This is a genomic window from Micromonospora sp. CNZ309 (genome assembly GCF_002846525.1).
On the sequence record NZ_PJNG01000001.1, the window covers coordinates 5,728,801 to 5,746,414 of the forward strand.

The 17,614-nt window shown below is 75.1% G+C and carries 16 protein-coding genes; 8 read left to right on the forward strand and 8 right to left on the reverse strand.

The window, feature by feature from the left end; translation table 11 throughout:
• The first annotated feature begins 146 nt into the window (after window positions 1-146).
• Complete coding sequence (locus CLT72_RS24480; RefSeq protein WP_101413774.1) at window positions 147-929, forward strand: IclR family transcriptional regulator; 783 nt, start codon at window positions 147-149, stop codon at window positions 927-929.
• Between the two features lie 161 nt (window positions 930-1,090).
• On the opposite strand, the gene CLT72_RS24485 is transcribed toward CLT72_RS24480, so the two are convergent.
• A complete protein-coding gene (locus CLT72_RS24485; protein WP_101413775.1) occupies window positions 1,091-3,202 on the reverse strand; it encodes a PhoX family protein in 2,112 nt (703 codons plus the stop codon).
• A 250-nt stretch (window positions 3,203-3,452) separates the two neighbouring features.
• Here CLT72_RS24485 and CLT72_RS24490 point away from each other — a divergent pair, with 250 nt between their 5' ends.
• Both CLT72_RS24490 and CLT72_RS24495 read left to right on the forward strand, forming a co-directional pair.
• Window positions 3,453-3,947: a sigma-70 family RNA polymerase sigma factor gene (locus tag CLT72_RS24490; protein ID WP_358167661.1), complete on the forward strand. Its 495-nt coding sequence runs from the start codon at window positions 3,453-3,455 to the stop codon at window positions 3,945-3,947.
• Window positions 3,944-4,636 (forward strand): anti-sigma factor family protein, encoded by a 693-nt coding sequence (locus CLT72_RS24495; RefSeq protein ID WP_089002416.1) that lies wholly within the window; start codon window positions 3,944-3,946, stop codon window positions 4,634-4,636. The genes CLT72_RS24490 and CLT72_RS24495 overlap by 4 nt, the downstream gene beginning before the upstream one ends.
• A 16-nt stretch (window positions 4,637-4,652) precedes the next feature.
• Here CLT72_RS24495 and rarD read toward each other — a convergent pair whose 3' ends face one another.
• Window positions 4,653-5,582: an EamA family transporter RarD gene (gene rarD / locus CLT72_RS24500; protein WP_101413777.1), complete on the reverse strand. Its 930-nt coding sequence runs from the start codon at window positions 5,580-5,582 to the stop codon at window positions 4,653-4,655.
• A complete protein-coding gene (locus tag CLT72_RS24505; RefSeq protein WP_101413778.1) occupies window positions 5,579-6,079 on the reverse strand; it encodes a GNAT family N-acetyltransferase in 501 nt (166 codons plus the stop codon). Before CLT72_RS24505 ends, rarD begins: the two co-directional genes overlap by 4 nt.
• Before the next feature lie 246 nt (window positions 6,080-6,325).
• Between CLT72_RS24505 and CLT72_RS24510 the strand changes: the two genes are divergently transcribed.
• Entirely contained in the window at window positions 6,326-7,159 is an 834-nt protein-coding gene (locus tag CLT72_RS24510) for an SGNH/GDSL hydrolase family protein (RefSeq protein ID WP_101413779.1), read from the forward strand.
• A gap of 276 nt (window positions 7,160-7,435) precedes the next feature.
• Here CLT72_RS24510 and CLT72_RS24515 read toward each other — a convergent pair whose 3' ends face one another.
• On the reverse strand, window positions 7,436-7,822 hold the full coding sequence (locus tag CLT72_RS24515; protein WP_089002413.1) for a phage holin family protein: 387 nt from the start codon (window positions 7,820-7,822) through the stop codon (window positions 7,436-7,438).
• Window positions 7,823-7,874: 52 nt separating this feature from the next.
• Window positions 7,875-9,815: a type VII secretion protein EccE gene (gene eccE, locus CLT72_RS24520; RefSeq protein ID WP_486484317.1), complete on the reverse strand. Its 1,941-nt coding sequence runs from the start codon at window positions 9,813-9,815 to the stop codon at window positions 7,875-7,877.
• Window positions 9,816-10,071: 256 nt separating this feature from the next.
• Between eccE and CLT72_RS24525 the strand changes: the two genes are divergently transcribed.
• Complete coding sequence (locus tag CLT72_RS24525; RefSeq protein ID WP_089003743.1) at window positions 10,072-10,392, forward strand: WXG100 family type VII secretion target; 321 nt, start codon at window positions 10,072-10,074, stop codon at window positions 10,390-10,392.
• Window positions 10,393-10,418: 26 nt separating this feature from the next.
• Complete coding sequence (locus CLT72_RS24530) at window positions 10,419-10,712, forward strand: WXG100 family type VII secretion target (protein ID WP_089002411.1); 294 nt, start codon at window positions 10,419-10,421, stop codon at window positions 10,710-10,712.
• Window positions 10,713-10,829: 117 nt separating this feature from the next.
• Here CLT72_RS24530 and mycP read toward each other — a convergent pair whose 3' ends face one another.
• Window positions 10,830-12,110, reverse strand: a complete 1,281-nt coding sequence (gene mycP, locus CLT72_RS24535; protein WP_101413781.1) for a type VII secretion-associated serine protease mycosin — start codon at window positions 12,108-12,110, stop codon at window positions 10,830-10,832.
• 152 nt (window positions 12,111-12,262) lie between these two features.
• Here mycP and CLT72_RS24540 point away from each other — a divergent pair, with 152 nt between their 5' ends.
• Entirely contained in the window at window positions 12,263-15,505 is a 3,243-nt protein-coding gene (locus CLT72_RS24540; protein WP_101415364.1) for an SseB family protein, read from the forward strand.
• Complete coding sequence (locus CLT72_RS24545; RefSeq protein ID WP_101413782.1) at window positions 15,502-15,867, forward strand: hypothetical protein; 366 nt, start codon at window positions 15,502-15,504, stop codon at window positions 15,865-15,867. Before CLT72_RS24540 ends, CLT72_RS24545 begins: the two co-directional genes overlap by 4 nt.
• A gap of 1 nt (window position 15,868) precedes the next feature.
• On the opposite strand, the gene CLT72_RS24550 is transcribed toward CLT72_RS24545, so the two are convergent.
• Together CLT72_RS24550 and CLT72_RS32035 are read right to left on the reverse strand one after the other, a co-directional pair.
• The gene (locus CLT72_RS24550) at window positions 15,869-16,801 is read right to left on the reverse strand and encodes an alpha/beta fold hydrolase (protein WP_101413783.1); all 933 of its coding nucleotides are present in this window, start codon (window positions 16,799-16,801) and stop codon (window positions 15,869-15,871) included.
• Between the two features lie 159 nt (window positions 16,802-16,960).
• Window positions 16,961-17,404 (reverse strand): hypothetical protein, encoded by a 444-nt coding sequence (locus CLT72_RS32035; RefSeq protein WP_158242070.1) that lies wholly within the window; start codon window positions 17,402-17,404, stop codon window positions 16,961-16,963.
• Window positions 17,405-17,614 lie beyond the last annotated feature (210 nt).

Genomic DNA, 17,614 nt, shown 5'->3' on the forward strand with positions numbered 1-17,614 from the left:
AAACCTACGCGAGCAGCGATTACGTCACCGAACGTGCCTGTCGGGGCACGCGCCGTTCACGACGATCTGGCATCCTCCACCCGAACAGGCATTTCGCACCGCGCCTGTTTTTCATATGGTGTAAGTCCCCGGCGGCGGAGGTGGTTGTGCGCGACCCCTTGGCGGAACCTTCGGACCTCATCCGGAGCGTGTCCCGCGCGCTACGAGTGCTCGAATCGGTCGGTCGCGCCCCGAAGGGGCTCACCGTCAAGCAGATCGCCCGGCGCTGCGAGCTGACCGTGGCGACCACCTATCACCTGGTCCGCACCCTCGCCTACGAGGGCTACGTGATCCGGCGCGAGGACGGCACGTACATCGTGGGTCTGGAGGTGGCCGACCGCTACCGCGAGCTGGTGACGGCGTTCCGGGGGCCGCCGTCGGTCGGGGAGAGCCTGCGCCGGGCCGCCGTGGACACCGGCTACAGCCACTACCTCGGCCGCTTCGTCGGCGGCCAGGTGGCGGTCACGGCCGTGGCCGAGGGCCCGCGCTCGCCGTACCTGGAGGAGCTGGTGCCCGGCTTCGACGAGGGCGCGCACGCGACCGCCCTTGGCAAGGCCCTGCTCGCCACCCTGACCGCCGAGCAACGCTTCCGTTACCTGCGCGACTACGGCATGCGTCCGTTCACCTCCGCGACCCTGACGACCGCCGAGGCGTTCGAGGTCGACCTGGCCGCCGGGGACCGGCGGGGCATGCAGCTGGAGCTGGGGCAGTTCCGGCAGGGCGTGGCCTGCGCGGCGGTGCTGGTCAGCCCCGACAAGGACATGGAACGCCGGGTGGTGCTGGCCTGCGCGCTGCCGGCCGGCGAGATGATGACCTCCGCCCGAGTCGTGCGGGCGAAGCTGCTCACCGCCGCCCGGACGATCGCCGACAACCTGGTCGCCGACAGCTGAGCCCGCCGGCCGGGCGGGCTGCTCCGGCCGCCCCGGGCACGCTTCCGTGTCCCGCTGCCGCCCCCCGTGCCGGTCGCGTCGGGCCGCAACGGCCGGGGGCCCTCTCCCCGGCTGGGAGAGGGCCCCGGTGGCGGTCCGGCGCCGGGCCGCCCGAGGAGGGGTCAGCTGCCGATCGGGCCGCCGTCCAGGCGCCAGGCCACCACCACGCCCGGCTTGGCGAAGTCGCCGTCCGGCCAGTTCGAGGCCGGGTTCTCGACCGACGCCCCGCTCAGCTCGCCCGGGTGCTGCACCGCCACGAAGACCGAGCGGTTGTCCCCGGTGATGAACGGGCCGCACGCCTCCGCGCCCACCGGCACGGTGAGGAACTGCTTCAGGTGACCCCGTTCCGGCCCCTCGACGGCCGTGGCGAAGAGGCCGTCGTTGCTGCCCAGCGCGTTGCCGTCCGTCGAGATCCAGAGGTTCCCGGTGGCGTCGAACGCCACGTTGTCCGGGCAGGAGATCGGGGAGACCTTCGTCTTGTCGTACCCGGCGAAGAAGGTCGACGGGTCCGCCGGGTCGCCGGCGACGATGGGCAGCGACCAGGCGAAGGTCTCGCCCGCGTTGTCGCCCCGGTCCTCGACCAGCTCCAGCACCTGGCCGTGCTTGTTGAGGTTGCGCGGGTTGGCCTCGTCGGCGGCCGGCTTGCCGGCCCTGCCCCGGTCGGTGTTGTTGGTCAGCGCCACGTACACCTTGCCGGTGAGCAGACTGGGCTCGACGTCCTCCGGGCGGTCCATCTTGGTCGCCCCGACCTTGTCGCCGGCCAGCCGGGTGAAGGTGAGCACGTCGGCGGCCGTCATCCCGTCGACGTACGAGCGGTTGCCGCTGACCAGCCTGATCCACCGGCCCCGGCCGTCGAACGCGCCGTCGGAGGGGAGCCGGCCGGAGCCGTCGATCTCGCCGGCGCTGGTCCCGTCGAGCTTGGCGACGTAGAGGGTGCCCGACTCCAGCAGGGTCAGGTTGTGCCGGCGGGCGACCCAGGAGTTGCCCTTCATGAACTTCTTGTCGGAGACGAACTTGTACAGGTAGTCGAAGCGCTCGTCGTCGCCCATGTAGGCGACCACGTGCCCGCTCCTCGCCACGATGACGTTCGCGCCCTCGTGCTTGAACCGGCCCAGCGCGGTGTGCTTGCGCGGGCGGCTCTCCGGGTCGTACGGGTCGATCTCCACGATCCAGCCGTGCCGGTTGGCCTCGTTCGGGTGCTTCGCCAGGTCGAACCGCTCGTCGGCGCGCTCCCACTTGCGGCTGCCGCCCGGGTAACGGGTGGTGGTGGTGATGCCGTACCGGGCCAGCTTCGGCTTCACCTCCTCGGCCACCGCGTCGCCGCCCACGAAGTACTGGTTGAAGTTCTCCTCGCCGGAGAGCACGGTGCCCCACGGGGTCACCCCGCCGGCGCAGTTGTTCAGCGTGCCGACGACCGTACGGCCCTTCGGGTCTGCGGCCGTCCGCAGGTGCGCCGAACCGGCGGCCGGCCCGGTCAGCTCGAACTTCGTGGCCAGCGCCGTGACCCGCCGGTTGTACGGCCGCCGGCCCTTGGTGACCGGCCGCCACTGCCCGGTGCCGTCGACCCGCTCCAGCTCCACCACGGACATGCCGTGCGCGGCCATGGCGATCCGGAGCTGCTCGACGCTCAGCGCGTCCTGGCCCGTGAAGCCGGGGAACATCAGGTCCTCGTTGGTGTACTCGTGGTTGACCACGAGCAGCGCGCGCCGGCGCCCGTCCAGCGGCAGCACCCCGACGAAGTCGTTGTTGTAGCCGAACTGCCGGGCCTGGGCGGCGGCGGTCTGGGCGTGCAGGTCGAACTCGGGGGCGCCCGGCACGACCGGGTCACCCCAGCGCATGACGACCGCGTGGTCGTACCCGTTGGGCACGACGAGACTGTCCAGGGTGTTCGGCGGGACCGGCTTGAAGGTCAGCGCGCCGTTGCCGACGCCGCCGGCCGGGCGGGCGAAGCCGGCCGCCTCGGGGACCACGGGGGCGGCGGGGGCGGCAGCGGCGGGGGCGGCACCGGCCACCGCGCCGCCGAAGCCGAGGACCAGCGCGCCGACCGCGCCGCCCCGGACCAGGCCGCGCCGGGAGACCTCCGCGTTCACCACGTCCCCGAAGTACGCGTTGTCGGAGGTGTTGGGCACCGGGTGGTCGCACGCGTTGCCGCACCGGTAGAGACAGGTCATGGCGTCGCGGCTGCCGTGGCGGGTGGCGCCCAGCAACGGGAGCAGCCGGGGACGGTCGCTCATGGAAGGAGCCTCCTGATGGGGGTCGGTGCACGCCGGACCAGCCGCTGGCGTGCGTACCCGCCGGACGCTAGGAGGGCGCGGTGAGCGACCGTCGGCGGCGGCGTGAACCGGGCGTGAACACCTCGGCCGGGAATCCCACGGTGACCTGCGGCTGAACCGATCGGGGCGGCGGCACGTATTCCCGGGCGAACGCCACCGCCGGACTCGCGCCGACAGCGAGGAGACCGCCATCAGCGACGACGACGCCCAACTGCTCCGCGTGCTGCACGACGAGCACGCGGAGGCGCTGTACGCGCACGCCCTGCGGCTGGTCAACGGCGACCGCCAACGGGCCGAGGACCTGGTGCAGGAGACGCTGCTGCGGGCCTGGCGGCACCCGGAGGCGCTCGACCCGACGCGCGGCTCGGTCCGGTCCTGGCTCTTCACCACCGCCCGCAACCTGGCCATCGACGCCTGGCGGCGCCGCTCCGCCCGGGTCGGCGAGGTCTTCACCGACGAGCTGCCCGAGCCCGTCCAGGCCGTGGACGAGGCGGAACGCGCGGTGGAGGCGTGGACCGTCGCCGAGGCGCTGAACCGGCTCAGCCCCACCCACCGGGAGGTGCTGGTCGAGTGCTTCTACCAGGGGCGGTCGGTGGCGGAGGCGGCGTCCCGGCTGGGCGTACCGGCCGGCACGGTCAAGTCCCGGACCCACTACGCCCTGCGCTCACTACGGTTGGTCCTGGCCGAGATGGGGGTGACGGAATGACCCGGTGCGAGTTCGCGCACGACGACGGCGCGTACGTGCTGGGTGCGCTGGCTCCCGCCGAACGGGTGGCCTACGAGCGGCACCTCGCCGGCTGCGCCGCCTGCCGTCAGGCGGTCGCCGAGATCGCCGTCCTGCCCGGCCTGCTCGGCCGCCTCGACCCGGCCGGCCTGGAACAGTTCCTGCCGCCGCCGGAGAACCCTCGGGTGCCCGAACTGCTCGCCGCCGCGCGGGAGCGCCGCCGCCGCGACCGCTCGGCCACCCGCCGCCGGTACGCCCTCACCACGCTCGCGGCGGCCGTGGCGGCCCTGCTCGTCGGCGTCGGCACCGCCGTCCTGCTGCCCCGGGAGGCAACCGCCCCGACCCCGGTCGAGGTGCGGATGGTCGCCATGCAGCCGGTCGCCGGCACGGTGCCGGTGCACGCCGAGATCGCCCTCAACGGCACCGAGTGGGGCACGGAGGTGCGGATGCGCTGCGGGTACGACGCGAAGGCCGGCTACGCCAAGGCGTACGCCTTCCGGCTGGTGGCGCACGGCCCGGGCGGCGCGACGGAGCAGATCGGGTCCTGGCTCGCCGCCCCCGGTGACGACCTGCGGATCACCGGCGCCACCCGGTTCACCGACGCGGAGCTGGTCCGGCTGGAACTGCTGCGCGCCGACGGCACCCCCGTCCTCGCCTACGACGTCCGCTGACCGCGCCGCGCGTCGGTCAGCGGGTCGCGGCGACGGCCCCGGCCCGGCGGGCGGCGAGGGCGGCGGCGCGGGTGCGGCGGGAGTGGCGCACGGCGTCGACGGTGAAGACGATGAGCGCGGCCCAGACCAGGGCGAAGCCGGCGAGGCGGGCCGGCGGCATCGGCTCGTGGAAGATCAGCACCCCGCAACCGAGCTGGAGGATCGGGGCGAGGTACTGGATCATGCCGAGGCCGGTGAGCGGGAGCCGGTTCGCCGCCCCGGCGAAGAGCAGCAGCGGGATCGCGGTCGCCGCCCCGGCCGACACCAGCAGCAGGGTGTGCCCGACCGACACCTGCCCGAAGGTGCCGTCGCCGGTGGCGGTGAGCCACCCCAGGTACGCCAGCGCGGGCAGCGCCAGCACCGCCGACTCGACGAAGAGCCCCTCCGCGGCCGGCAGCCCGAGCTGCTTCTTGGCCAGGCCGTACCCGGCGAAGCTGAACGCCAGGACCAGCGCCAGGTAGGGCAGCCGGCCGTAGTCGACGGTCAGTACGGCCACGGCCAGGCCGCTGATGCCGAGGGCGACCCACTGCGTGGGGCGCAGCCGCTCGCGCAGCACGGTGACGCCCAGCAGCACCACCACCAGCGGGTTGATGAAGTAGCCGAGGGCGGTCTCCACGACCCGGTCGGAGGTCACGCCGTAGATGTAGGTGCCCCAGTTCACCGCGATCAGCGTGGCGGCGACGCCGATGCCGGCCAGCGCCCGGGGCCGGCGCAGCAGCGCCCGCAGGAAGCCGACGTTGCGCAGCGCACCCAGCAGGAGGGCGACGAACGCCACCGACCAGACGATGCGGTGGGCCAGGATCTCGATCGACCCGGCCGGGCGCATCAGCCGCAGGTAGAGCGGGAAGAACCCCCAGATCAGGTACGCGACGAAGCCGTAGAGGTAGCCGAGGCGGAGTGGCGTCACGCGTCCACCGTAAGGGGCGAACGGCCGTCCGGATCCTTGCCGGTGACCCGGCTCACGGGCTGCTCCCGCTGGTCGAGCTGCATCCAGCGGTGCGGATCCGTCATCGGGGTGAACCCGACCTTCGCGTACACCGCGTGGGCGTCGGCGGTGGCCAGCAGGATCCGGCGTACGCCCAGGGCGGCGAGGTGGTCGCGGACCGCACCGGCCAGCCACGTGCCCAGCCCCCGGCCGCGCTCGGCGGGATCGACGTAGACGTCGCAGAGCCAGCCGAAGGTGGCCCCGTCGGTGACCACGCGGGCGACCGCGACCTGCCGGCCGTCACCGGGACGGTAGACGCCGAACGGCACCGACCCGGCGAACGCCCGGGCCACCGTCTCCCGGTCCCGCCCGATCGCCCAGTACGCGTCCGTGGAGAGCCAGTGGTGCACGAGGCTCAGGTCGATCCGGTCCGGATCGGTGCTGAGCAGGTAGCCGTCGGCGCGGGTCAGGGCGAACATGCCGCGATGCTAGGCGGTGTGTCGGGTCCGCCGTGGGACCGGGTGGCCGCGCGCCATCCGGCAGTGGACGCGGCCGCGAGGGCGTAGACCCTGGCAGACCCGGCATCACCGGCGGCCTCGGGCCGCCCGGCTCGACGCATGCACAGAAATTTAGAAGAACTTCGATGAAAAGGGTCGGTCGGCAGGTAACCTCATGCATCAACGTATTGAGATCAATCATCATGTAGCAGTAGCGATGGAGGGTGTATGACCAGAACCCGGATGCTGACCCTGCTCGCAGGTGTGCTCTCCGCGACGCTCGCCGTACTCGGGCTGGCCAACCCGGCGCAGGCGGCCGGTCATCACTACGTGGCACTCGGCGACTCGTACGCCTCGGGTGTCGGTGCCGGTAGCTACACAGCGGAGAGTGGCAGCTGCAAACGCAGCACCAAGGCGTTCTCCGCCCTCTGGGCCGCGGCCAACGCGCCGGCCACCTACAAGTCGGTGGCCTGCGGGGGCGCGAAGACGACCGACGTGATCAACTCACAGGTCGCCGCGCTCAGCGCGCAGACCACCCTGGTCAGCATCACCATCGGGGGCAACGACGCAGGGTTCGGCAGCATCATGAGCATCTGCGCCCTCCAGGGATCGAGCGCCTGCATCGCCGCGGTGGACGCGGCCCAGGTGCAGGCCCGGGCGAACCTCCCCGGCCTGCTCGACCGCGCCTACGCCGCGATCCGCAGCAAGGCCCCGAACGCGAAGGTCGTGGTGCTCAGTTACCCGGTCTTCTATCAGCTCGGCACGGTCTGCATCGGGATCGGCGAGGCGGCCCGCGCGAAGGTCAACGAGGGCATCAACCTGGCCGACAGCCTGATCGCCGCCGCCGCGGACCGCGCCGGGTTCGTCTTCGCCGACGTGCGCAGCATCTTCGTGGGACACCAGATCTGCAGCGGCAACAAGTGGATCCACTCCGTGGACTTCCTGAACCTGTCGAACTCGTACCACCCCATGGCGACCGGGCAGGCAAACGGCTACCTTCCCGTGTTCACCCAGGCGGCCGGCCAGTCCGCCACCGCCAAGAAGGCCAGCGCCAAGGCGTAGCCCGCTTCTCGCCTCCGCCTCCGCCTCCGCCTCCGCCAGCATTCGATGGCGGAGGCGGAGGTGCGAGAGCGAGCGTCGTCCGCAGTGCGTCGCTTGCCCGGCCGGCGGACGGGGGCAGCGACCCGGTGGGCAGCAGAATGCCCCTGGCCCGGCCATCCGTTCGTAGCAGCGGCCAGATCCGCCCTCCGGCCGGCGCGCTGCGCGTCCGGGCCCGGACAGCCCGGTCTGGCCGCGTGGCCCGTCCGGCCCGGCCCTGCGGGTCGTCGTCCGGGCCGGTCAGTCCCGGTCGAGGACGGCGCCGAGGATCCAGGTCACGATGCCGACGAACAGCGCGCCGAGCACCGCCTCCGGCCAGAAGCCGTCGACGTGGAAGGGCAGCCCGGCCTGGTCGGCGATCCAGCTCGTGAGCAGGAACAACAGCCCGTTGACCACCAGCGCGATCAGCCCGAGGGTCAGCAGGTAGAAGCCGCAGCCGACCGTCTTGATGATCGGCTGGAGCACCGCGTTGACCACGCCGAAGATCACCGCGACGAGGACCAGCGTGACGACCGTTTCGCTGGCGGACGCCGAATCCAGCGTGATGCCCGGGATGAGCAGTGTTGCCAGCCAGAAGGCCAGCGCCGTGCTGCCCAGCCGGATCAGCAGACCTTTGAGGAAACCCATGGCCGGGATCGTGCCACGGACGGACAACGTGCGGAAGCCGCGAGATCGCCGCTCAGCGACGGGAGGGGCGGCCGATCAGCTGCGACTCGATCGGGGTGGGGGAGAGCAGCGCCCAGCGCAACGCCCGCCGGTTGACCACCGCCACCATGTCGTCCCGGATCCGGGTCAGCCACTCCGCCGACGCGCCGAGCCCCAGCGCGCCGCCCGCCACGGCGGCCTCGGCCGCGTCGAGCGGTTGCAGCAGGGCCAGGTCGGCCCGGCCCAGCGCGTCGGCGTCGGCGGGGGTCAGCTCGTCGCGTACGAGCAACGTCGTCCGCCACGCCGAACCCGACTCCGTCCCGGCGGGCGTGGCACCGGCGTCGACCACCACCAGCAGCGGACGCAGCGGCGAACCCGGCTCGCCCACCGGACGGCCGGGCGGCACCACCGGGATCATCGTGCCGGGGGTGCCGACGCCCCGGACGAACGGCTCCCACCAGCGCGGGCGGGCGGTCTGCACCACCACCCGGGCGCCGAGCGCCATGGCCCGCACCGCCACCAGCTGCGCCGCGCGCACCCCGCCGACCAGCATCACCCGGGTGCTCTCCGGCCGGAACAGCCGGACGGTCACCGCGCCGCCGTGCCGGTTGGTGCCGACCATCAGCCCCGCCTCGCCGAGGGTCAGCTCCAGGCCGTCGGGCGCCGGATCCGGACCCGCCGCGCCCGCCGCCGCGAGCGGCAGCGTGCCGGCCAGCCCGTCGAGCTGCGCGCCGTCGAGCCGGTGCACCTCGCCGCCCACCTCGGCCACCAGCCGGCGCAGCGCCTGCGCCGCGATCGAGAGCTCCGCCGGGGTGGCGGCGGCCAGTCGTACGGCCAGCTCGGTCGGTGCCGACGTGGGGCCGGCGCCGGCCCACGGCCCCACGCCGAGCGAGACGGTGGTCGCCGTCGCGGGCAGCGCGAGCATCCGGGACACCAGCCGCCGGCCGGCGTCGCCACGCGCGTCGGGCCAGCGGCGCAGCCGGAACGTGGTCTGGAGCAGGTCGCCGGCCCGGACCGCCTGCCAGGACTCCTGCGCGGGGTGGTCGTCGTGGTGGGCCAGCTCCGCCAGCACCCGCAGCATGGCCTGCTCGCCCAACGGGCGGGCGGTGACGGGCCCGATCCGGCGGACGATCCGGCGGACCGTCCCGGAGAGCGCCCGCCGCAGCTCCTCCGCCGTCCAGCCCTCGGCGCGCAGCACCCGTACGGCGAGCACGGCCCGCTCCCGGCCCGCGAGCCGCCCGTCGGTGAGCTGCCGGTACGAGGTGGCGACCGCGCCACCACCCGCGCCGACCGTCGGCGCCGGCGAGCCCGTCAGCAGGAGCTGGAGCCGGACCGGGGGACCGTCCGACGCGGCGGCCGGCAGCAGCGACGCCGGGACGGGCAGCGCGCGGGGAGCGTCGCCGAGCAGGTCGGCCGGGTCGCCGACCTCCAGCACGGCCAGCATGCCGGCGGCGTCGTCCAACACGGCGGCCGGCGCGCCGGCCAGCTCGGCGGGGCGGACGACCGCACCCGGGTCGACCAGGTCCAGCAGGGCTGTCGGGCCGGCGGCCGGCGGCAGGGCGCGTCGACGCGTGGCGTAGCCGAGCCCGGTTGTCAGCCACTCGAAGAGCCACCGCCCCCGCAGCCGCACCCACGCCACCGGCAGCAGCAGCGCGGCCACCCCCACGGCGGCCATCGTCGCCAGCACCCCGCGACCGGTGGCCGCCACCACGGCGGCCACCGCCACCTGCGTGGCGACGACCTGACCGGCCCGGACACCTGCCCCACCGCGACGGCCGGCCGGGATCCACGCTGCCGGCGGGGCGATGCGGGAGGTCGGGGCGCCCGCCACCGCGCCGCCCGGGCCGGGCGGCGGTCCAGCCGGGCCGGGCGGTCCAGCCGGGCCGGGCGCTGCCGGCACGAGGGCCGGGGCGGCCGGCCCGGGACCGGGGCCCGGGGCCGGCCGGTGCGGGCCCGCGCCGGTCGTCACCGTCACCGCGCCTCCTCGACCGGTCACTCGCCGCGACATCGACGCCGCCCATCGTAAGCGGAGCGCCCGACGGGATGGGGGCCGCGGTCGTCCACAGGGGAGGCCCACGGGGTAGCAGAACCGCGACCGGACCGCTACCGTCAGCGACGAGTTTGCTGACCCCGCGCCCGCCGCGCTCGACGCCCGGGCGGCGCGAGCGGCGGCCCAATGGGCGGGCGCGCCGGCGGCCAGCCACGACCCACGAGACGAGGTGACGTCCCAGGTGTCCCAGACCCAGGCGGAAGCAGCGGTGATGCAGCAGACCGCCGCGAAGTTCGAGCAGGTCGACCAGTCCCTGCAGTCCATGCTGAGCAGCCTGATGGCCGAGTTGGAGGTGTTGCAGCAGGCCTGGCGCGGTGCTGGCGGGCGCTCGTTCGAGCAGGTCAAGCAGCAGTGGGCACAGGACCAGGCGGCGCTGCAACGGGCGCTGCGCGAGACCGCCGGCGCCATCCGCACGGCCGGCCAGCACTACGACGTCTCGGACGCCGAGGCCGCCAGCCGCGTGTCCACCACCAACCGCGGCGGCATCCAGCTGCCGCTCTGACCCGGTCTCGGGGGAGGAGACATCCGATGGACCACGGTGTACTCGTCGTCAACTTCGCCGCCCTGCAACAGGCGGGCGCGGACATCCAGAAGGCGCTGAACGCGCTCGACTCGCAACTCGGGCAGCTCGAACGGGACGCCGCCCCGCTCGTGGCGAGCTGGTCCGGCGAGGCCCGCCAGGCCTACGAGCAGCGCCAGGCCCGCTGGCGCTCCGCCTCGCAGGACCTCCAGGCCATGCTGCGCGACATCAAGCTCGCGGTGAACGACTCCGCCACCGACTACCTCGACACGGAGAAGAAGAACGTCGGCCTGTTCCAGTGAGCCCCGCCCGGTGGTGGCGTCGACCGTGAGCCGGTCGGCGCCACCATCGGCCGTCCGGGGCGGCGCAACCATCCACCGCACCGGCGACCTGGGCCGTGGCCCGACCGTCCGGTCCGGTCAGGCCGGTCCGGCCGGCCGCCAGCGGCGGCGCGCCCCGCGCGGCACGACCAGCGCCAGCAGTGCCGCCAGGGCCACCACCGCTCCGCTGACCCCCGCCACCAGCAACGCCCGGTCCCGCGCCGCCGCCCGGCGGGCCCGCTGCGCCAGCACCGCCGGCTCGGCCCGGTCGTCCGCCAGCGCCGTGACCTGGCGTACCCGCTCCGGCACCCCGCCCCCGGTCTCCGTGACCGCCCGGTACGGGTTCAGCACCCCCGCGCCGTACCCGCCGCCCCGACCGTCGCCCGGGGCCGGATCGACGGTCGCCGCGATCCGCTGCGCCACCTGCGCCGCAGTCAGATCCGGCCGGTACTCGCGCAGCAGCGCGGCGGTGGCCGCCACGAAGGGCGCCGCGTAGCTGGTGCCCTCGGCCCGGTGGTGGCCCTGACCGGGGGCGGCCATCAGCACGTCGCTGCCCGGGGCGACCAGGTCGACGTACGCGCCGGTCTGGGAGAACGGGGCGCGCGACCCGTCCGCCCCGATCGCGCCCACCCCGAGCACCCCGTCGTACGCGGCCGGGTAGGGCCGGGGATCGCCGGCGTCGTGCAGGTTGCCGGCGGCGGCCACCACGACCACGTCCCGGTCGACCGCGTAGCCGATCGCGGCGCGCACCGCGGGGTCGTCCGCGTACAGGACGACGGAGAGGTTGAGCACGTCGGCGTCGTGGTCGACGGCCCAGCGGATGGCTCGGGCGAAGTCCCCGGCGCTGACCGTGCGCCCCGACTCCCGCCCCTCGACCACCTGCTGCTCGCTGACCCGTACGGGCAGGATCCGGGCGCCCGGGGCCAAACCACGGAACGCCACCCCGTCGCGGGGGGCGGCGGCGATGATGCTCGCCACACCGGTGCCGTGACCGGCGCAGTCCCGGCTGCCGTCGCCGCCGGCGTCGAGCAGGTCCGTTCCGTCGAGTACGCGGCCCGCCAGCTGCGGGTGCCGTCGGTCCACGCCCGAGTCGACCACCGCGACCGTCACCCCGGCGCCCGTGGCGAGCGCCGCCAGGCGCTCCGGGGCGTACCGCTGCTGGGGCCAGGGACGCGCGGACACCGGCCGGACCGGGGCGAGGGGGGAGGCACAGCCGGGGACCGCACGCGCGGCGGTCGGCGCGGGCGCGGAACGGCCGGCCGGCACCGGGCCGGGGGCGAATCCGGCCGGGCGTCCGGCGGGCGCGGCGGTGGCCGGGAGGGCCGTCAGCAACGCCGTCGCGAGGGCGGCGAGAAGCTGGCGCGCGGGGGACCGGGACATCGACCGCCTCCGTATCGTGTCGACTCCGGAACGGGATGTTAGCGCCTCCGGCGGCAGTAGGCGCACCGCCGCCGGCCAGCGATTGTGATCTTGCTTTTACCTTGTAGGTTGTACGCGATACGTATGGCCTGTTCGCGGGAGGAGGGGTGGCCGTGACCGAGTGGGAGCCGGCCACCGACGCCGAGGCGGCGATGCGGGACGCGCTGCGCGCGAACGACCAGCAGCTCTACTTCCGCGTCCTGGCCCGGACCGAACTGCTGCTGCCGGTCTCCGCCGAGGTGCTCGCGGGGACGGCGCCGGTGGGCTGGGGCACCTGGACCACGGGCGGCCGCACCCACGTGTTGGCGTTCACCTCCGGGGCGGCCGTACGCGCCTGCCTCGGTGAGAACGGCGGCGCCGTCCGGCGTGTCTCGTACCCGGACCTGGCCGACGGCTGGCCCAACCACGAGTGGTGGCTGGCGGTGAACCCCGGGCTGCCCATCGAGGGCTACCTGCCGGCCTGGTTCGTCGCCCAGCTCTCGCGGGGCGACGTCCGGTTGCCCGGCCGCACCATGGGTGCGCGGGCCCGGCTGGAACGGGTGGAGACGGCCGCCCGGGCGCGGGCCCAGGCGGCCGGTCACGACCTGCCGCCCGGGCCGGACGCCGGGCCGACCACCGGGGTGGCCCGGCCCAACGGCACGCTCCGGCCCGCGCCGACGGCCGCGTCGAGCACGGGCCGGGTCCCCGCGCCCGCCCCGGGCGGCGCGCCGGCCGAGCCGGCCCGCCCGCCCGCCTTCCCGACGGAACACCTCGATCCGCGGCGCGGCGACCCGACGGCCGGCGGACCCGCGCGGACCGACGCCGTGGCGGCCCCCGAGCGGGTCCCGCCGCCGCGTCCCTCGCCGCTCACCGAGCGCCCGAGGGGCCTGCCGACGCCCGACGCCCACCCCGCGCCGGGAACCAACGGCCGCCCGGCCGGGGAGGCCCCGGAGCGACCCAACCGGTCGTTCTTCGAACCGGCCTCCGGCCGCGCCGCCGCGCACCGGCAGGAGGCGCTGCGCTCGGGCGAGCGGGCGGTGCCGCCGTCCCGCCTCGCGGCGGGCAGCCAGCCGTTCCCCCGCCGCCGGCCGCTCGGCGAGCCGGTGCCGGAGGAACCGACCCGCCCGATCCCGAACACCCCGACCGGCGCCGAGCCCACCCACGCCTTCACGGCGCCCGCCGGGGAGCCGACCCACGCCTTCACGGCACCTGCCGGGGAACCGACCCGCCCGATCCCGAACACCCCGACCGGCGCCGAGCCCACCCACGCCTTCACGGCGCCCGCCGGGGAGCCGACCCACGCCTTCACGGCACCTGCCGGGGAACCGACCCGCCCGATCCCGAACACCCCGACCGGCGCCGAGCCCACCCACGCCTTCACGGCGCCCGGCGCCGAGCCCACCCGGGCCTTCGCGATGCCTGGGGGCGAGGCCACGCAGGTGCTGCCGCCGCGCGGGCCCGGCGAGGACGCCACCCGGGACCTCCGGGCTCCCGCCCCGGATCCCGGGCCGCCGCCACCGGGGTACGGCGCAGACCGACCGCAGCCGGCCGAGGACCTCACCCAGTCGCTGCCGCGCCGGCAGACCACCCCCGAACCGGTCGGGCCGGAGCCGGCGGCGGACGCGGAACCGGTCTCCGGGCCACCCGCCTCCCGACGCGGGTTCACGCCCATCGTCATCGAGGGCACCATCATCGAGTCGCGGGACCTCACCGGGCCGCCCGCCCCCGAGCCCGCCCCGCCCGCCGAAGAGACCGTCTCGCTGTTCGAGCCGGTCCGGCGCCGCCGGGAACCGGTGACCGCCGAACCCGCACCGACGGCGCCCGCCCATCCGTCGTCGCCCGCCGACACCGTGCGGTCCCCCGCCCCGTCGTGGTCCGGCGACGCCACCGTGTCCTTGGATCCGACGGTGTCCCTGGATCGGACGCAGCCGGTTGTGTCGTCGGGGGATGCGACGGTGTCCTTGGATCCGACGGTGTCCCTGGATCGGACGCAGCCGGTTGTGTCGTCGGGGGATGCGACGGTGTCCTTGGATCCGACGGTGTCCCTGGATCGGACGCAGCCGGTTGTGTCGTCGGGGGATGCGACGGTGTCCTTGGATCCGACGGTGTCCCTGGATCGGACGCAGCCGGTCGTGTCGTCGGGCGACCCGACCGTGTCCCTGGACCCGACCGTGTCCCTCGATCCCGCGCCGACTGCCGACACGTGGTCCGGTGATCCGACGGTGCCGACCAGCGTCGCCGTACCCGCACCGGCGGCGGACGACGCCGTCCGGCAGGAGGCCGCGACCGACGCAGAGGTTTCCGGCGTCGGGCCGCCGGAGGACCCTGGTCCGATCGCCGACGAGCAGGTCACCGCGCCCCTGACCGGGACCGCGGACGGGTCGTCGGGTGCCGGTTCCGAACCGGTCGGCTTCCAGCCGGCCAACGAGGTCGAGGAGAACCTCCTCGACGCCGCCGGCGCCGGCAGCACCGACACGTTCCTGTCGACCCTGCTGCTGGCCCGCGTGCTGTTGCCGGTCGCGGCCGACTCCGCGCCGGGCAGCCGGCCCGGCGAGCCCGGCTTCGTGTGGCGTACGGAGGAATTGGACGGCGAGACGTTCGTCGTCGTGCACACCTCGACGGAGCGGCTGGCCGACCACACCGACGCGACCGTCGAGACCATCGAGGTCAGGTTCGTCCAGTTGATCCGGCGCTGGCCGGACGAGGCCTGGTCGTTCGCGGTCAACCCGGGCACCCCGGTCGGGGCGAAGCTGCCCGGTGAGCAGATCGTCGGGCTGGCCAACTGGGCGGCCGAGGTGGGCCTCGGCGACGACACCGGGACCGAGGCCGAGCCGCCCGCCGCCGAGGAGCCGGTCAGCCGCCCCCGCTACGCCCCGCCCGCGCCCGATCCGGCGCGCCCCATCGTGATGCAGAAGGCGGTCGCGCCCAGCCAGCTCGCGTACTACCTGGAGCGGGGCTACGACCGGGTCTCCGGCTTCGTGCACCGGGCCGGCGAGTTGGCCCACCTCACGACCCCCGCCCAGCTGCACGACGCGCTCGGCCTCGGCTACCCCGACTCCCCCTTCGCCCGCGACGCCGGGGAGATCTACGTGCTGCGCTGGCCCGCGCACCGGCCGAGCCTCTACCGCATCCCGTACGGCGGGCAGAACGAGGCCGCCATGCGGGCCATGGAGGGCTGGGTCATCGAGCGCCCGCCGTTCCGGGGCAACGGATTCGCGCCCGGCGAGAGCAGTGACGTGGTGGCGGAGTTCAAGGTGGACAGCGCCCGGCTGCCGCACGGCGCGCAGCTGTGGCGGATCGGCGCGGACGGCACCGAACGGGTGGTCGCCATCCTCGACACGGACGCGCTGCGGTGGCGACAGGTCGGTGAGCAGTGACGCGCGACGGCTACGTGGCCCGCTGGAAGGGCCGGGAGTACCAGGCGAGTCCGGACGGCGACGACGTCCGGCTCTACCAGCCGGAGCCGGGCGAGGGCTTCGAGGAGATCCGCCCCGGCCGCTACGTCCGGGTGCTGCCGGCCACCGAGCTCGACGACCTGGCGTACGTGCGGACCACCTGCACCTGGCAGGGGCAGCCGTTCATCGTCCTCGGCGAGCACGACGGCTGGCTGCGGGTGGAGTACACGGGCGGACGCTGGCCGGTGGCCCGGGCGATGGGGCTGGAGGTCTTCGACTTCGGCGTCTACCAGGGCTGGGCGCCCGCCGCCGAGGTCGCCGACCTGCGCGAGCAGCGGGTCTGACTCAGGACTTCGCCCAGCGCAGGACCTCGCCCAACACCAGGTCGCCGGCCTCCACGTGCGGGAAGTGCCCGATGTCGTCCAGGAGCCGCCACTCGTAGGGCGCCACCACGTACCGGCCGGAGCCCTGGGCGGTACGTGGCAGGGAGGCCTCGTCCAGCGCGCCGTGCAGCTGGAGGGTCGGCGTGACGAGCGGCTTCTGCATCAGCCGGACGAAGCGGTAGCCGTGCAGGCGGAGCACCGAGCGGAACGCCCAGCGGTAGCCCTCCAGGGCGCAGAACGCCGCCTGCGGGATGCGCATGGCCTCCCGGCACCGCTGGGCGTACGCCTCGAAGCCCGGCCCACCGACCCAGCGCGGCCCGCCCCAGCGGCGCAGCATCTCCTCGACGGCCGCCGCGTCGTCGCGGGTCAGCACGTGCTCGTAGCGGGGGAGCTGGAACTTCAGGGTGGGCGTGGCGGCGGCGAACTGCCCGCGCGGATCGGCGAAGATCGCGGCCCGCAGCCGTAGCGGATGGGGGGCACCGAGCACCACCAGCCGGCGCACCAGCGACGGGTGGAACGAGGCCACCGTCCACGCGATCATGCCCCCGACGCCGGTGCCGACCACGGTGGCGGAGCGTTCGCCGAGCGCCCGGATCAGCCCGGCGACGTCGGCCGCGAGGGTGTAGCCGTCGTACCCCCGGGGCGGCTTGTCGCTGGCACCGTAGCCGCGCAGGTCGACCGCGACGGCCCGGAAGCCGGCGTCGGCGACGGCCGGCAGCATCTCGTGCCAGGCCCACCAGTGCTCGGGGAAGCCGTGCAGGAAGAGCACCATCGGTCCCGTGCCGGCCTCCACGACGTGGAAGCGGCTGCCGTTGGCGCCGACGAACCGGTGCGTCCACGGCCCCTCGGTGAGGACGCACGACTCGTCGACGGGCCCGCCGCGCTGCTCGGTCATGGGGACAGCCTAGGACCCCGTCGCCGGTCCGTTCCGTCGCCGACCCGTGGGGGTGGCCGGGACCGCTCGCCGGCCCGACCTGGCGGGCGTCTGCAACCGGTCGGGATTGGGGTGCCGGCGCAGCGGTGCCGCGTGGGGACGGGCGGGCGGGGCGGCCGGTCAGCCGACCGGATCGATCTTCACGATGCTGGCCGGGGTGCCCGGGCCGCAGTTCGCCGTCGGGTCGGCGGGGCCGACGGTCACCCGTACCCAGGCACCCGTGGCGAAGGTGCCCCTGTCGGGGCCGTGCAGGGCGTACTCGCGGCCGTCATCGGTGACCAGGCCGTAGCAGGGGCCGGCGCCGCCCCGGGTGATCCGCCCGGCCAGGACGTTGGCCTTGCGCAGGTCGCTGGGCCACCTGGGCGGCGCCGTCGGCGGACCGAGGGTGGGTGGCCGGGTCGCCGACAGCGGCGGTCTGCTCCGGCCGGAGGGGGATGTCGGGTCCGGAGCGGACGGGGCGGCACCGGTGGCGCCGGCGGTCGGCGCGGCGTCGGCGGAACCGGCGGTCGGGTCGGAACCGGCTGCGCCGGTCGATGGGGCGCCGGGGGTCTGCTCGGCGGACACGACGTCTCCGTTCCGCGACCCGGCGCAGCCGGACAGCGCCAGTGTGAGCGCGACGCCGGGGCCGAGCGTGCGTAGGGTCGCACGGATGGAGGGGGTCACGACCCATCCGACGCGCCGCGCGCCGCGTCGGTTCCCGCCCCGGTGCGGGTGGAAAGGGCGATGCCCGGGCAGGTGACCTGCCCGGGCATCGCGTGGTGCTGGTGGTGCGGG

Excerpts from the sequence above, each read along its gene's own strand:
- CLT72_RS24485 (WP_101413775.1), bottom strand. The coding sequence starts at position 3,202 with ATGAGCGACCGTCCCCGGCTGCTCCCGTTGCTGGGCGCCACCCGCCAC.
- CLT72_RS24495 (WP_089002416.1), top strand. The coding sequence starts at position 3,944 with ATGACCCGGTGCGAGTTCGCGCACGACGACGGCGCGTACGTGCTGGGT.
- CLT72_RS24505 (WP_101413778.1), bottom strand. The coding sequence starts at position 6,079 with ATGTTCGCCCTGACCCGCGCCGACGGCTACCTGCTCAGCACCGATCCG.
- CLT72_RS24510 (WP_101413779.1), top strand. The coding sequence starts at position 6,326 with ATGACCAGAACCCGGATGCTGACCCTGCTCGCAGGTGTGCTCTCCGCG.
- CLT72_RS24515 (WP_089002413.1), bottom strand. The coding sequence starts at position 7,822 with ATGGGTTTCCTCAAAGGTCTGCTGATCCGGCTGGGCAGCACGGCGCTG.
- CLT72_RS24530 (WP_089002411.1), top strand. The coding sequence starts at position 10,419 with ATGGACCACGGTGTACTCGTCGTCAACTTCGCCGCCCTGCAACAGGCG.
- mycP (WP_101413781.1), bottom strand. The coding sequence starts at position 12,110 with ATGTCCCGGTCCCCCGCGCGCCAGCTTCTCGCCGCCCTCGCGACGGCG.
- CLT72_RS24550 (WP_101413783.1), bottom strand. The coding sequence starts at position 16,801 with ATGACCGAGCAGCGCGGCGGGCCCGTCGACGAGTCGTGCGTCCTCACC.